The following is a 12,834-nucleotide window of genomic DNA, read 5'->3' as shown; positions in this document are numbered from 1 at the left end:
CTTTAATTCCTTATTTTTTAGAGTAATCACGCGCACCAAAAATTGCAGTGCCGATACGAACCATCGTGCTACCTGCCGCAATGGCGGCTTCCATATCGTCCGACATTCCCAGAGAGAGCGTGTCGATATGCGGGTAGCGCGTTTTCAGTCCGGCAAATGCTACAGCCATTTGGCGTGCAACTTCAAACTGCCTTACATATTCTGACTCAGGCGCAGGGATTGCCATCAGCCCGCGCAGACGTAAACGCGGTAGTTCAGCGACCGCAGCTGCCAGCTCGTCCAGTTCAGCCAGTTGAATCCCGGACTTACTGTTTTCATCACTAATGTTAATTTGAATCAGTACGTTAAGAGGGGGAAGTTCTGCCGGGCGCTGGTCGTTCAGACGGGTAGCGATGCGCAAACGGTCGATGGTATGACACCAGTCGAAATGCTCTGCCACCAGGCGGCTTTTATTAGACTGCAACGGGCCAATAAAATGCCATTCTAATCCTGTTACGCTCAGTTCCTGAAAGTGGCGAATTTTATCTACCCCTTCCTGAACGTAGTTTTCACCAAATTGACGCTGCCCGGCATCAATGGCTTCTGCGATGGCGCTCGCAGGTTTTGTTTTACTGACTGCAAGCAGCGTAATTTCTTCTGGAGAACGGCCGCAACGCGTTGCAGCCGCTGAGATTTTGTCCCGGACCTGTGCCAGGTTATGCGCAATATCGTTCATTTTCCGAGGATCTTAGTATGAATATGGAAGAAATTGTGGCCCTTAGTGTAAAGCATAACGTCTCGGATCTACACCTGTGCAGCGCCTGGCCCGCACGATGGCGTATTCGCGGGAGAATGGAAGCTGCGCCGTTTGACGCGCCGGACGTCGAAGAGCTACTGCGGGAGTGGCTGGATGACGATCAGCGGGCAATATTGCTGGAGAATGGTCAGCTGGATTTTGCTGTGTCGCTGGCGGAAAACCAGCGATTGCGCGGCAGTGCGTTCGCACAACGGCAAGGTATTTCTCTGGCGTTACGGCTGTTACCTTCGCACTGCCCGCAGCTCGAACAGCTTGGCGCACCACCGGTATTGCCGGAATTACTCAAGAGCGAGAATGGCCTGATTCTGGTGACGGGGGCGACGGGGAGCGGCAAATCTACCACGCTGGCGGCGATGGTTGGCTATCTCAATCAACATGCCGATGCGCATATTCTGACGCTGGAAGATCCTGTGGAATATCTCTATACCAGTCAGCGATGTTTGATCCAGCAGCGGGAGATTGGTTTGCACTGTATGACTTTCGCATCGGGATTGCGGGCTGCATTGCGGGAAGATCCTGATGTGATTTTGCTCGGAGAGCTGCGTGATAGCGAGACAATCCGTCTGGCGCTGACGGCGGCAGAAACCGGGCATCTGGTGCTGGCGACATTACACACGCGCGGCGCAGCGCAGGCAGTTGAGCGACTGGTGGATTCATTTCCTGCGCAGGAAAAAGATCCCGTGCGTAATCAACTGGCAGGTAGTTTACGGGCAGTGTTGTCACAAAAACTGGAAGTGGATAAACAGGAAGGACGCGTGGCGCTGTTTGAATTACTGATTAACACACCCGCGGTGGGGAATTTGATTCGTGAAGGGAAAACCCACCAGTTACCGCATGTTATTCAAACCGGGCAGCAGGTGGGGATGATAACGTTTCAGCAGAGTTATCAGCAGCGGGTGAAAGAAGGGCGCTTGTGACGTTACTGTGTCTGATACGAATTGTAAATATGCCCGATGCGCAAGCTTATCGGGCCTACAAGGGAAGCGTAACTTTGAATTCGCACTCACTGTAGGTTGGATAAGGCGTTTACGCCGCATCCAACATGAAACAACGAGCACATTGTCAGAAATCTGTGCGCTAGTAAATCGCCTTAATATCCCTGCTCGAAATAGCTTTCGAGAATAATAACCGCAGAGGCAGAGTCGACTTTACCTTTGTTGAGCGCCCGATAGCCGCCCTGTTCAAACAGACCGGAACGTGCCTCCACGGTGCTAAGACGCTCGTCATGGAGCTTTACTTCAACACCGAAACGACCATGAATACGGTTGGCAAATTTACGCGCTCTGGCGGTTAACGGCTGTTCGGTGCCGTCCATATTCAGCGGCAAACCGACGATGATTTCGTCCGGCTGCCACTCTTTCAGTAAACGCTCGATAATGTTCCAGTCCGGCGTACCGTCCTGCGCTTTAATTGCAGGCAAAGGGCGAGCGGTGCCGGTAATGCGTTGGCCGACCGCTACGCCAATGCTTTTGGTGCCGAAGTCGAAGGCGAGTAAGGTTCCACTCATCAGGCGTGTCCTGCCACACCAGGCATGGTGAGAATATCCACACCAATCAGTTTTGCCGCCTCGCGCCAGCGGTCGGCAATCGGCGTTTTGAACAGAATATTCAGATCTGCCGGGGCCGTTAGCCACGCGTTATCGAGAATTTCTTGTTCCAGTTGACCTTTCTCCCAGGAGGCATAACCCAGAGCCACCAATACGTCAGACGGTTGTTTATCGGTGCCGAGCGTTTCCAGCACATCGCGGGAAGTGGTCATCACTGTGTTGTCTGAAATGCGAATGCTGGAAGCAAAATTGGAGGGCGGAGTATGCAAAATAAACCCGCGATCTTCAGCCAGCGGACCGCCGAGCATAACCGGTTTATCCAGACGGATTGATTCATCACGCGGCTCCGGCGTGATCTTCAGCTTTTCCAGAATCCCTTCAATTTTGAGATTTTCCAGCGGCTTGTTGACGATGATCCCCATTGCACCATTGGTATTATGTTCGCAAATGTAGACCACGGAACGACGGAAAATCGGATCCTGGAGAGCAGGCATGGCAATAAGAAAGTGATGCTGTAAATTCATTGTCAGAGGTTCTGTTTCCTGGTTCAAAAAAGCAACAGCGCCCAGTATGCGTGGAAAGAAGGGCGCTGTCACTCAGAGTCTCAACGAGATCCTTCTCGCTAAGGTGGGTTACTGCTGCTGTAAACGTGCTTCGATGGCATCCATTAACATTCCGGTGATCGACACCGGAAACTCTGCTTCAATCTCACGAATACAGGTTGGGCTGGTGACGTTAATTTCAGTCAGACGGTCGCCGATGATATCCAGACCAACAAAAATCAGCCCTTTTTCTTTCAGCGTCGGCCCAATCTGACGGGCGATTTTCCAGTCACTTTCCGTCAGCGGACGAGGTTCACCGCGACCACCGGCAGCCAGATTGCCACGGGTTTCGCCCCCCTGCGGAATACGCGCCAGGCAATACGGCACCGGCTCGCCATCCACTACCAGCACGCGTTTGTCGCCATCTTTAATGGCTGGCAGGTAATTTTGCGCCATGCAGTAGCGAGTGCCATGCTCAGTCAGGGTTTCGGCAATCACGCCGAGGTTTGGATCACCTTCTTTCACGCGGAAAATCGACGCGCCGCCCATACCGTCCAGCGGCTTAAGAATGATGTCGCTGTGTTTTTCCCAGAAAGCTTTTAGCTGCGCTTTATTGCGTGTGACCAGCGTTTCTGGTGTTAAGTCAGAGAACCAGGCAGTGAACAGTTTTTCGTTACAATCGCGCAGGCTCTGCGGCTTGTTAACGATCAGCGTCCCTTTCTCTTCGGCACGTTCCAGAATATAGGTCGCGTAGATAAACTCGGTATCAAACGGCGGGTCTTTACGCATCAGGATCACATCGAGATCGGCCAGCGGCAGATCCTGCTCACCCGTGAACTCGTACCATTTATCGTAGTTCTGTTCGACGCTCAAAGTACGGGTACGAGCGCGAGCCTCACCATTGATCAAATAGAGATCGGCCATCTCCATATAGTGAAGTTCGTAACCACGACGCTGTGCTTCCAGCAACATAGCGAAACTGGAATCTTTCTTGATGTTGATGTTTGCGATGGGGTCCATCACGATGCCGAGCTTGATCATTATTCTTCTCCGTTAGCCCAAATCGCCAAAACGCACTTGTAGCGCGGTAATGGCGGTGAGCGCAGTTGTCTCAGTACGCAAAACGCGAGGTCCCAACAGGATATCAGTAAATTGATAGCGGGCAGTCATGGCAATTTCATCTGCCGATAAACCGCCTTCCGGGCCAATCAGCAGGCGGACGCGTTCGACCGGTAACGGCAACGTATTGATGCTGTTACTGGCGCGCGGGTGAAGATTCAGTTTCAGTCCTTCATCCTGCTCTGCACACCAGGCTTCCAGATCCATCGCTGGACGGATTTCCGGCACCCGGTTACGGCCACACTGCTCACAGGCAGCAATTGCAATCTTCTGCCACTGCTGGAGCTTCTTGTTCAGACGTTCACTATCCAGTTTAACGCCGCAGCGCTCAGAAAAAAGTGGCGTAATGAGGCTTACACCGAGTTCGATCGATTTCTGGATAGTAAATTCCATTTTTTCACCACGCGACATCACCTGACCGAGGTGAATATGCAGCGGAGATTCGCGATCGTCGATCTGGCCTTCCAGCACCTTCACTTCCACGCTTTTTTTGCTGGCGCTGGTAATTTCGGCGTCAAAGACCTGGTTGCTGCCGTCAAACAATTGCAGCGCCTGTCCCGGCCCCATACGCAGTACGCGCCCGATATGGTTGGCGGCATCTTCGCAAAGCGCGATGTGAGAATGGCTGGTCAGTGGTTCAGGATGATAAATGCGGGGGATACGCATAGTTAAAAATCCGCGTCGTCTCCCCACGCGGTTGTACGCGTGGGGTAGGGGTTAACAAAAAGAATCCCGCTAGTGTAGGTTAGCTCTTTCGCGCCTGGCAAGCGCGTTGCACATACGGGTTATGATTGCCCTGCACCTTCGCGATGCGTTCATCACGCTCGCACTCCCAGTCGGTAACTGGATACATCTTGTCCCATGCGTTGAACAGTTGCGTTTGCTGGCGAGAGAGTGTCAGGTTGTATTGGTCACGCATATAGAAGTAGGTGCGCGCAATGGCACCGCGTGCACGCGCTGGTGGTTCGGCAACTTTTTCTTTGAAATCGACCTTCATGGCGCATTGACCGTACTGGCCTTCACCGCCATTCCACTGGCTGTACATAAAGTTGCCGCGATCGCCATTCACCTCACCGACTGACGGCTGCAGGTTATGCATATCGCTTTCCATCTTGCGATAGACCGGATCTTTGGCGCAATTTTTACGTCCACCGTCCTGCCAGCACTGGCGCTGGTGACCGAATTGCCAGGCAGGAACGACGTGTTCCCACTCTACGCGGCTGGCACGGTTTTCATTTTTTCGCACCTGATAGCCGCACGATTGCAGATCAACAACGCCTTTTTTGCCCTGCCAGTTAATTTTACATCCGCAATAAAACGTACCGGGCGCGTCAGCGTGGACTTTTACCGCCGCGGCTTTCGCCTGAGAAAAACTATTGATACCTTCGGCCAATGCCGGGCCGGAAAATGCTGCGCTCAGTACCACCGCAGCAATAGACAAATAACGGTACATCACTTACTCCGTGTTAAAACGAGCCAGCAACGTAGCGAAAGTTGTTTTGGTATGCAATCAGCCAGATCAGGAAAGTTCCTGATAGTTCAGGTGGTTATTTCGCAACCAGCTGTTCGCCGCAGTGAACACAGCGATAGACGGCTTCGCCACGAACTACGCGATTATGACGGCGTACGGTAAGCTGATGCTCCTGGCACTTGCAGCGGTAGGGGAAGGTGTTGCGGCGCACGGATTGCAGTTCGAACTGATGCGTACGGCGGGCGGGAACGCCCAGCACGCTTTCCATCATCCACTTCCACTCTTTGCCATGTGGCGCTACGCGGCCGAAATGTTTCCATACCAGCAAATGTGCCAGTTCGTGCGGCACCACTTCTTCAATAAAGGCTTCACTGTTTTCCAACAGCAAAACGGGATTGAGGCGAATTTCATAGCTTTCCAGCCAGGCTGTTCCGGCAGAGGTTCCGCGCTGGGTGTAAGAGAGTTTTGGCTCCGGGTAGTTACGCCCTAGCTTCAGGTTCGCCTGGGCGAGTTTTTCCCGCAGGCGACGCATAACGGCCTGTTGGATGGCGATAGGGAGACGGGATGTTTTCATAGCGGCAGAGGATAGAGCGAAGAAAAGATGACTGCAAGAGGTGGCTTCCTCCATGACGGGAGGAAGCCTGAGGAGATTAATCGTGAGCGCCGATTTCGCGCAGTTTACGACCTTTCATCAGATTACGTTCAATATGTTCCAGCGAAACGTGTTTGGTTTCCGGTACCAGCCACAATGTCAGCAGGATAAACAGTACGTTCAGAGCAGCATACACCCAGAAGGTGTTGGCGTTACCCAGCGTGTTGAGCATGGTCAGGAACGTTGCGCCAACGATCATGTTGGCAATCCAGTTGGTGGCAGTGGAGCAGGTGATGCCAAAATCGCGGCCTTTCAGCGGCTGAATTTCGGAGCACAGTACCCAAATCAGCGGACCGGCACTCATGGCAAAACCGACAATAAACATCAGCAGCATGGCGATGGCGAAATACTGCGCCGACGGAGAGTGGATACCGATATGCATCATTGTACCGAGTACGCCCATACCAGCAGCCATCACCAGGAAGCCCAGCGTTAGCGTTGGTTTACGTCCCCAGCGGTCAACAAGGCCGATTGCGATAAAGGTGGCAAGTACGTTGGTCAGGCCGACAATCACTGTCCCCCACATTTGCTCGGTGGTGTTGGTATAACCCGCCAGTTCGAAGATTTTCGGCGCGTAATACATGATGACGTTCATCCCGGTGAATTGCTGCATTACCTGCAATAGTACGCCAAGGAACACCGCGCGGCGGAAGTTGCTATTCTCTTTAAACAGCGCCCAGCCACTCTGTTTAACCTGCAAACTTTCACGGATTTCATCCAGTTCGCGTTTCGCTTCCGCGCTGGTGTCACGCAGGCGTAGCAGCACGCGTTCGGCATCAACAAAACGGCGTTTGGCGGCAAACCAACGTGGGCTGTCTGGCAGGAAGAAGACACCAATCAGCAGCAAAATTGCCGGGATGATAATCACACCCAGCATCCAGCGCCATGCACCGGTGTAGCTGAAGGCGGTATCAGAAAGATAAGCGCCGAGGATCCCGATAGTGATCATCAACTGATACATCGAGATCATACTGCCGCGAATTTTTTCCGGCGCAATTTCTGACAGGTACAGTGGTGCGGTATAAGAGGCCACACCCACCGCCAGCCCCAGCAGAACGCGGGAAAGAATCAGTACTTCAACGTTTGGCGCAGCCGCAGAGAACAGTGAACCGGCAACAAACAGGATTGCGCCGATCATCAGGCTCTTTTTGCGCCCGAGTTTAAAGGAGAGCCAGCCGCTGCCCACCGCACCGACTGCCGCACCGAACATCATGGAGCTTACGACCCATTCTTGCGTGTGCGAAGTAATCTGGAATTCATCTGCAATAAACGGCAGTGCGCCAGCAATTACACCGATATCCAGGCCAAAGAGTAATCCCGCCAGAGCGGCAAGGAAGCAGACGAAAAACGTCATTGCCTTGTTTGACCGCCCCTGTTTTTTAGCGTCAGGCATGATGCCCTCCAATATGGTTATTTTTTATTGTAAATTAAGATAGGTGAGTACGACGTAAAAAGATGTGAAGCAAATCACATCAGTGTAATCGCTTACACTAATATTTATCTTAGTTATGATTTAAGTGCATGAAAATAATTGAGTTATATCATCATAGATTAAAGGTTGTTATCTGCAATTAAGACTTTACTGAAAAGAAATGTAACAACTGTGAAAGCTGAATAATAATATGAAAATATTACAAATATTTGGCTGGTGTGGTTGGTGTAATCGATTTCAGTAGTGATGATAATTTGCGGTAAAACGTGTTGAGGAAGAATGATGTTATTGTGCGGGCGGTTTTTTGCCGGATGCGGCGTGAACGCCTGTCCACTGCGGTGAGGTAAAAGAAAAAGGCCAGCGCGAGGCTGGCCTTTGAAAGCAGGTGAAGAAAGATTACTTCAGACCGGCAGCATCACGCAGCAGCTGCGCTTTGTCGGTTTTTTCCCACGGGAAATGTTCACGACCAAAGTGACCGTATGCTGCGGTTTCTTTGTAGATCGGGTGCAGCAGATCCAGCATCTGAATCAGACCGTATGGGCGCAGGTCGAAGAATTCACGTACCAGCAGAGTCAGTTGTTCAGAAGGCACTTTCTCAGTACCGAAAGTTTCTACCATGATGGAAGTCGGTTCAGCCACGCCGATTGCGTAGGAAACCTGAATTTCACAACGATCGGCCAGGCCAGCAGCAACAATGTTTTTCGCGACATAACGTGCTGCGTAGGCTGCGGAACGGTCCACTTTTGATGGATCTTTACCGGAGAACGCACCGCCACCATGACGCGCCATGCCGCCGTAGGTATCAACGATGATTTTACGACCAGTCAGACCGCAGTCACCCATCGGGCCACCGATAACGAAACGACCGGTCGGGTTGATGAAGAATTTGGTGGCAGAAGTCAGCCATTCAGCGGGCAGAATCGGCTTGATGATCTCTTCCATTACCGCTTCTTGCAGCGATTTCTGGTCGATCTCTTCAGAGTGCTGAGTGGAAAGCACGACAGCATCAATGCCAACGATTTTGCCGTCGTCATACTGGAAAGTCACCTGGCTTTTCGCGTCCGGGCGCAGCCACGGCAGAGTGCCGTTTTTACGCACTTCAGCCTGACGCTGTACCAGACGGTGTGCATAAGTGATAGGTGCTGGCATCAGCACGTCGGTTTCATTAGTTGCGTAGCCAAACATCAGACCCTGGTCGCCCGCGCCCTGTTCCAGCGGATCGGCACGGTCAACGCCCTGGTTGATGTCAGGAGACTGTTTACCGATGGCGCTCAGAACCGCACAGGAGTTAGCGTCAAAGCCCATGTCGGAATGTACATAGCCAATTTCGCGAACGGTGTTACGGGTGATCTCTTCGATGTCTACCCAGGCGCTGGTGGTGATTTCGCCGCCAACTAAAACCATGCCGGTTTTTACGTAGGTTTCGCAAGCAACGCGTGCTTTCGGATCCTGTTCGAGGATCGCGTCTAAAACGGCATCAGAGATTTGGTCAGCAATTTTGTCAGGATGCCCTTCAGAGACGGACTCGGACGTAAAAAGGTGTTTTGCCATATTTAATATCACCTAAAGAGAATTTGGTTAGCTCAAACTGTTGTGTGGATTTTCTGTGGTAGCGGATCCTACCACGACTCTGCAGGTTAAAAACACTGGCAGTCTGAGTGTTAATCGGTATGGATGGATTAACATCTGGATGGCTATTTTAGGTCAGTTCTTCACCCAATTTCCACTTTTTTTTGAATCGTGTCTCATTCTGTTAAAAACGTGGCTGGAAATTTTTCCTGACAATGCTGGCATTCTGCGTATTTATCTTTTGCAATTTTCTGCCATTGTGGGGTATAAAACGCGGCGCGCGGCTTAAATAAAAAGCACACGACGTTTCTTTCGTGTTGCCACTTCCAGCCGGGTTGAAAACAGAGTTTTGGCTTGTGGGTTCGTCTTAACAGGCGGCCGTGGAGGTGATACGAAATAATGAACCGTTGTCTGCTGCTTAACCTGTCTCACCGTTCTGGTGAAGATTCGTTCCCCGCACTCTGCATCTCTGCTTTGCATACCTGCCGATGTTATACCCATCTCGGCGCTTCTCAGGATTCAAGAGCTGGTTACAGCTACTGAGGACTGAACAAGGGCGCTCTTGTAAAAACAAGAGTTTTCTCGTGGTTTCGCCGAACTGTCACACTTACGTTCGGTTATGTGCTTAATAATGTTATGAAAAAGAAACCGGTTGCGCAGTTGGAGCGTCAGCATTCACTGCTGGAAAATCCATGTGCTTATGGGTTGTTATCGCAGTTCCAGGCTGCGATAGTCGTTAACTGTTTTACACTTAATAAAATAATTTGAGGTTCGCTATGTCTGACGACATGTCTATGGGTTTGCCTTCGTCAGCGGGCGAACACGGTGTACTACGCTCCATGCAGGAGGTTGCAATGAGCTCCCAGGAAGCCAGCAAGATGCTGCGTACTTACAATATTGCCTGGTGGGGCAATAACTACTATGACGTTAACGAGCTGGGCCACATCAGCGTGTGCCCGGACCCGGACGTCCCGGAAGCTCGCGTCGATCTCGCGCAGTTAGTGAAAACTCGCGAAGCACAGGGTCAGCGTCTGCCTGCACTGTTCTGTTTCCCACAGATCCTGCAGCACCGTTTGCGTTCCATTAACGCCGCGTTCAAACGAGCGCGGGAATCCTACGGCTATAACGGCGATTACTTCCTCGTTTATCCGATCAAAGTTAACCAGCACCGCCGCGTGATTGAGTCCCTGATTCATTCGGGCGAACCGCTGGGCCTGGAAGCCGGTTCCAAAGCTGAGTTGATGGCGGTGCTGGCACATGCTGGCATGACCCGTAGCGTCATCGTCTGCAACGGTTATAAGGACCGCGAATATATCCGCCTGGCATTAATTGGCGAGAAGATGGGCCACAAGGTCTATCTGGTCATTGAGAAGATGTCAGAAATTGCCATTGTGCTGGATGAAGCAGAACGTCTGAATGTCGTTCCTCGTCTGGGCGTGCGTGCACGTCTGGCTTCGCAGGGCTCGGGTAAATGGCAGTCCTCCGGCGGGGAAAAATCGAAGTTTGGCCTGGCGGCGACTCAAGTACTGCAACTGGTTGAAACGCTGCGTGAAGCCGGGCGTCTCGACAGCCTGCAACTGCTGCACTTCCACCTCGGTTCGCAGATGGCGAATATTCGCGATATCGCGACAGGCGTTCGTGAATCCGCGCGTTTCTATGTGGAACTGCACAAGCTGGGCGTCAATATTCAGTGCTTCGACGTCGGCGGCGGTCTGGGCGTGGACTATGAAGGCACTCGTTCGCAGTCTGACTGCTCCGTAAACTACGGACTCAATGAATACGCCAACAACATCATCTGGGCGATTGGTGATGCGTGTGAAGAAAATGGTCTGCCACATCCAACGGTAATCACCGAATCGGGTCGTGCGGTGACTGCGCATCACACCGTGCTGGTGTCGAATATCATCGGCGTGGAACGTAACGAATACACGGTGCCGACCGCGCCTGCAGAAGACGCACCGCGCGCCCTGCAAAGCATGTGGGAAACCTGGCAGGAAATGCACGAACCGGGAACTCGCCGTTCTCTGCGTGAATGGTTACACGACAGCCAGATGGATCTGCACGATATTCATATCGGCTACTCTTCCGGCACCTTTAGCCTGCAAGAACGCGCATGGGCTGAGCAGCTTTATTTGAGCATGTGCCATGAAGTGCAAAAGCAGCTGGATCCGCAAAACCGTGCTCATCGTCCGATTATCGACGAGCTGCAGGAACGTATGGCGGACAAAATGTACGTCAACTTCTCGCTGTTCCAGTCGATGCCGGATGCGTGGGGGATCGACCAGTTGTTCCCGGTTCTGCCGCTGGAAGGGCTGGATCAAGTGCCGGAACGCCGCGCTGTGCTGCTGGATATTACCTGTGACTCAGACGGTGCTATCGACCACTATATTGATGGTGACGGTATTGCCACGACAATGCCTATGCCGGAGTACGATCCGGAGAATCCGCCGATGCTCGGTTTCTTTATGGTCGGCGCATATCAGGAGATCCTCGGCAATATGCACAACCTGTTCGGTGATACCGAAGCGGTTGACGTGTTCGTCTTCCCTGATGGTAGCGTAGAGGTAGAACTGTCTGACGAAGGCGATACCGTGGCGGACATGCTGCAATATGTGCAGCTCGATCCGAAAACGCTGTTAACCCAGTTCCGCGATCAGGTGAAGAAAACCGATCTTGATGCTGAACTGCAACAACAGTTCCTTGAAGAGTTCGAGGCAGGTTTGTACGGTTATACCTATCTTGAAGATGAATAATTAAGATTATTCCGCTGGCGGGGCGATTTATTTAAGTAAATCGCCCCGCTTTCTTTTTATATATTCTTAAAAATAATTTAGCTGCTTTTCTTATTAAATAATCTCCCTACAATCGCTGCATTAATTAAATGCAGAGGGAACGGTTATGAAAAAATGGAAAGTACGTAGCGCGTTGGTGGCATTAATCGTGCTGCTGGCCGGTTGTTCCAGTAATGCGCAGTATAATAGCAGTGCATCGGGTAATGTCGGCACCGCCTGGGGTGGGGATGTGCACTCAACGGTTCATGGCGTATCTGCTGAACGAGCCTGGCGCGATCCGGCAGAGATGATCGTTATTAGTTATTCGACTAATGTTCCTTCCGGCTACGACCGCGTTTATAGCATTCGTATTAACGAACTGGAATATGCTATTCGCGATGGTAATTTTAAATCTCTACCAATTACGCGGGTTTATGATTCATCCAATAATGAACCACGCTATATTGTCCATGCCAGAGTCGGAATGAATTATCAATTATATGTCCGTAATTACAGTCGTAACACCAACTACGAGATCGTTGCTACGGTTGATGGCCTGGATGTTCTGAATGGTAAACAAGGTTCGCTGAATAACAACGGTTATATTGTGAATGCCGGAGATTCGTTAGCGATTAAAGGATTCCGCAAAGATAAACATACCGAAGCGGCTTTTCAGTTCGCCAACGTTGCTGATTCCTACGCAGCCAATTCGGCGCAAGGCGATGTGCGTAATACCGGTGTAATCGGCTTTGCCGCCTTTGAATTACAAGGCCCGGCGAAAAACGCGCTGCCGCCGTGCTCTGGACAAGCCTTTCCGGCAGATAACAATGGCTATGCGCCGCCACCGTGTCGGAAATAGCAACCTCGCTTGATGCCTCGCCCATTTAAGGCGATAATTAGCACAAACTTGTGTTTCACAAATCCAACCCTTCCTCG

At 51.6% G+C, this 12,834-nt stretch carries 15 protein-coding genes; 6 read left to right on the top strand and 9 right to left on the bottom strand.

Going from position 1 to position 12,834, the window contains the following annotated elements; all coding sequences use genetic code 11:
* Positions 1-10 precede the first annotated feature (10 nt).
* Positions 11-715, bottom strand: coding sequence for a pyridoxal phosphate homeostasis protein (gene yggS, locus ACJHYW_RS17575; protein WP_000997804.1), 705 nt, complete (start codon positions 713-715; stop codon positions 11-13).
* A 17-nt stretch (positions 716-732) separates the two neighbouring features.
* On the opposite strand from yggS, the gene ACJHYW_RS17570 reads away from it, so the two are divergent.
* Positions 733-1,713 carry a PilT/PilU family type 4a pilus ATPase gene (locus ACJHYW_RS17570; RefSeq protein ID WP_001305314.1) on the top strand — a complete coding sequence of 327 codons (981 nt, stop codon included), beginning with the start codon at positions 733-735 and terminating at the stop codon, positions 1,711-1,713.
* A 173-nt stretch (positions 1,714-1,886) separates the two neighbouring features.
* On the opposite strand, the gene ruvX is transcribed toward ACJHYW_RS17570, so the two are convergent.
* From ruvX to metK, 8 genes are all read right to left on the bottom strand, one after another.
* Positions 1,887-2,303, bottom strand: coding sequence for a Holliday junction resolvase RuvX (gene ruvX / locus ACJHYW_RS17565; protein WP_000017106.1), 417 nt, complete (start codon positions 2,301-2,303; stop codon positions 1,887-1,889).
* A complete protein-coding gene (locus ACJHYW_RS17560; protein ID WP_001053178.1) occupies positions 2,303-2,866 on the bottom strand; it encodes a YqgE/AlgH family protein in 564 nt (187 codons plus the stop codon). Before ACJHYW_RS17560 ends, ruvX begins: the two co-directional genes overlap by 1 nt.
* Before the next feature lie 108 nt (positions 2,867-2,974).
* Entirely contained in the window at positions 2,975-3,925 is a 951-nt protein-coding gene (gene gshB, locus ACJHYW_RS17555) for a glutathione synthase (protein ID WP_000593260.1), read from the bottom strand.
* 12 nt (positions 3,926-3,937) lie between these two features.
* Positions 3,938-4,669 (bottom strand): 16S rRNA (uracil(1498)-N(3))-methyltransferase, encoded by a 732-nt coding sequence (gene rsmE, locus ACJHYW_RS17550; protein ID WP_001222509.1) that lies wholly within the window; start codon positions 4,667-4,669, stop codon positions 3,938-3,940.
* A 79-nt stretch (positions 4,670-4,748) separates the two neighbouring features.
* A complete protein-coding gene (gene endA, locus ACJHYW_RS17545; protein WP_001305312.1) occupies positions 4,749-5,456 on the bottom strand; it encodes a deoxyribonuclease I in 708 nt (235 codons plus the stop codon).
* A gap of 94 nt (positions 5,457-5,550) precedes the next feature.
* Entirely contained in the window at positions 5,551-6,048 is a 498-nt protein-coding gene (locus ACJHYW_RS17540; protein WP_000858396.1) for a SprT family zinc-dependent metalloprotease, read from the bottom strand.
* A gap of 76 nt (positions 6,049-6,124) precedes the next feature.
* The gene (gene galP / locus ACJHYW_RS17535) at positions 6,125-7,519 is read right to left on the bottom strand and encodes a galactose/proton symporter (protein ID WP_001112301.1); all 1,395 of its coding nucleotides are present in this window, start codon (positions 7,517-7,519) and stop codon (positions 6,125-6,127) included.
* Between the two features lie 435 nt (positions 7,520-7,954).
* Positions 7,955-9,109, bottom strand: a complete 1,155-nt coding sequence (gene metK, locus ACJHYW_RS17530) for a methionine adenosyltransferase (RefSeq protein ID WP_001062128.1) — start codon at positions 9,107-9,109, stop codon at positions 7,955-7,957.
* Positions 9,110-9,164: 55 nt separating this feature from the next.
* On the opposite strand from metK, the gene yqgD reads away from it, so the two are divergent.
* From yqgD to ACJHYW_RS17505, 5 genes are all read left to right on the top strand, one after another.
* Complete coding sequence (gene yqgD, locus ACJHYW_RS17525) at positions 9,165-9,416, top strand: protein YqgD (RefSeq protein ID WP_001305310.1); 252 nt, start codon at positions 9,165-9,167, stop codon at positions 9,414-9,416.
* A gap of 110 nt (positions 9,417-9,526) precedes the next feature.
* Positions 9,527-9,670: a protein YqgG gene (gene yqgG, locus ACJHYW_RS17520; RefSeq protein WP_001297404.1), complete on the top strand. Its 144-nt coding sequence runs from the start codon at positions 9,527-9,529 to the stop codon at positions 9,668-9,670.
* Positions 9,671-9,763: 93 nt separating this feature from the next.
* The gene (gene yqgB / locus ACJHYW_RS17515; protein WP_001297406.1) at positions 9,764-9,895 is read left to right on the top strand and encodes an acid stress response protein YqgB; all 132 of its coding nucleotides are present in this window, start codon (positions 9,764-9,766) and stop codon (positions 9,893-9,895) included.
* Between the two features lie 8 nt (positions 9,896-9,903).
* Positions 9,904-11,880, top strand: coding sequence for a biosynthetic arginine decarboxylase (speA, locus tag ACJHYW_RS17510; protein WP_001295380.1), 1,977 nt, complete (start codon positions 9,904-9,906; stop codon positions 11,878-11,880).
* A gap of 145 nt (positions 11,881-12,025) precedes the next feature.
* Positions 12,026-12,757, top strand: a complete 732-nt coding sequence (locus ACJHYW_RS17505) for a hypothetical protein (RefSeq protein ID WP_000758906.1) — start codon at positions 12,026-12,028, stop codon at positions 12,755-12,757.
* Positions 12,758-12,834: the final 77 nt, after the last annotated feature.

This window comes from Escherichia sp. WS3063, assembly GCF_046486595.1.
In the GTDB taxonomy this organism is placed as follows: Bacteria; Pseudomonadota; Gammaproteobacteria; order Enterobacterales; family Enterobacteriaceae; genus Escherichia; species Escherichia coli.
This window is presented reverse-complemented; position numbering and strand designations above follow the sequence as displayed.

Bases quoted from the DNA above. Each gene is read 5' to 3' on its own strand.
- endA (WP_001305312.1), bottom strand. From the start codon at position 5,456: ATGTACCGTTATTTGTCTATTGCTGCGGTGGTACTGAGCGCAGCATTT.
- ACJHYW_RS17560 (WP_001053178.1), bottom strand. From the start codon at position 2,866: ATGAATTTACAGCATCACTTTCTTATTGCCATGCCTGCTCTCCAGGAT.
- yqgB (WP_001297406.1), top strand. From the start codon at position 9,764: ATGAAAAAGAAACCGGTTGCGCAGTTGGAGCGTCAGCATTCACTGCTG.
- rsmE (WP_001222509.1), bottom strand. From the start codon at position 4,669: ATGCGTATCCCCCGCATTTATCATCCTGAACCACTGACCAGCCATTCT.
- metK (WP_001062128.1), bottom strand. From the start codon at position 9,109: ATGGCAAAACACCTTTTTACGTCCGAGTCCGTCTCTGAAGGGCATCCT.
- yggS (WP_000997804.1), bottom strand. From the start codon at position 715: ATGAACGATATTGCGCATAACCTGGCACAGGTCCGGGACAAAATCTCA.
- ruvX (WP_000017106.1), bottom strand. From the start codon at position 2,303: ATGAGTGGAACCTTACTCGCCTTCGACTTCGGCACCAAAAGCATTGGC.
- ACJHYW_RS17505 (WP_000758906.1), top strand. From the start codon at position 12,026: ATGAAAAAATGGAAAGTACGTAGCGCGTTGGTGGCATTAATCGTGCTG.
- galP (WP_001112301.1), bottom strand. From the start codon at position 7,519: ATGCCTGACGCTAAAAAACAGGGGCGGTCAAACAAGGCAATGACGTTT.
- ACJHYW_RS17540 (WP_000858396.1), bottom strand. From the start codon at position 6,048: ATGAAAACATCCCGTCTCCCTATCGCCATCCAACAGGCCGTTATGCGT.
- yqgG (WP_001297404.1), top strand. From the start codon at position 9,527: ATGAACCGTTGTCTGCTGCTTAACCTGTCTCACCGTTCTGGTGAAGAT.
- gshB (WP_000593260.1), bottom strand. From the start codon at position 3,925: ATGATCAAGCTCGGCATCGTGATGGACCCCATCGCAAACATCAACATC.
- ACJHYW_RS17570 (WP_001305314.1), top strand. From the start codon at position 733: ATGAATATGGAAGAAATTGTGGCCCTTAGTGTAAAGCATAACGTCTCG.
- speA (WP_001295380.1), top strand. From the start codon at position 9,904: ATGTCTGACGACATGTCTATGGGTTTGCCTTCGTCAGCGGGCGAACAC.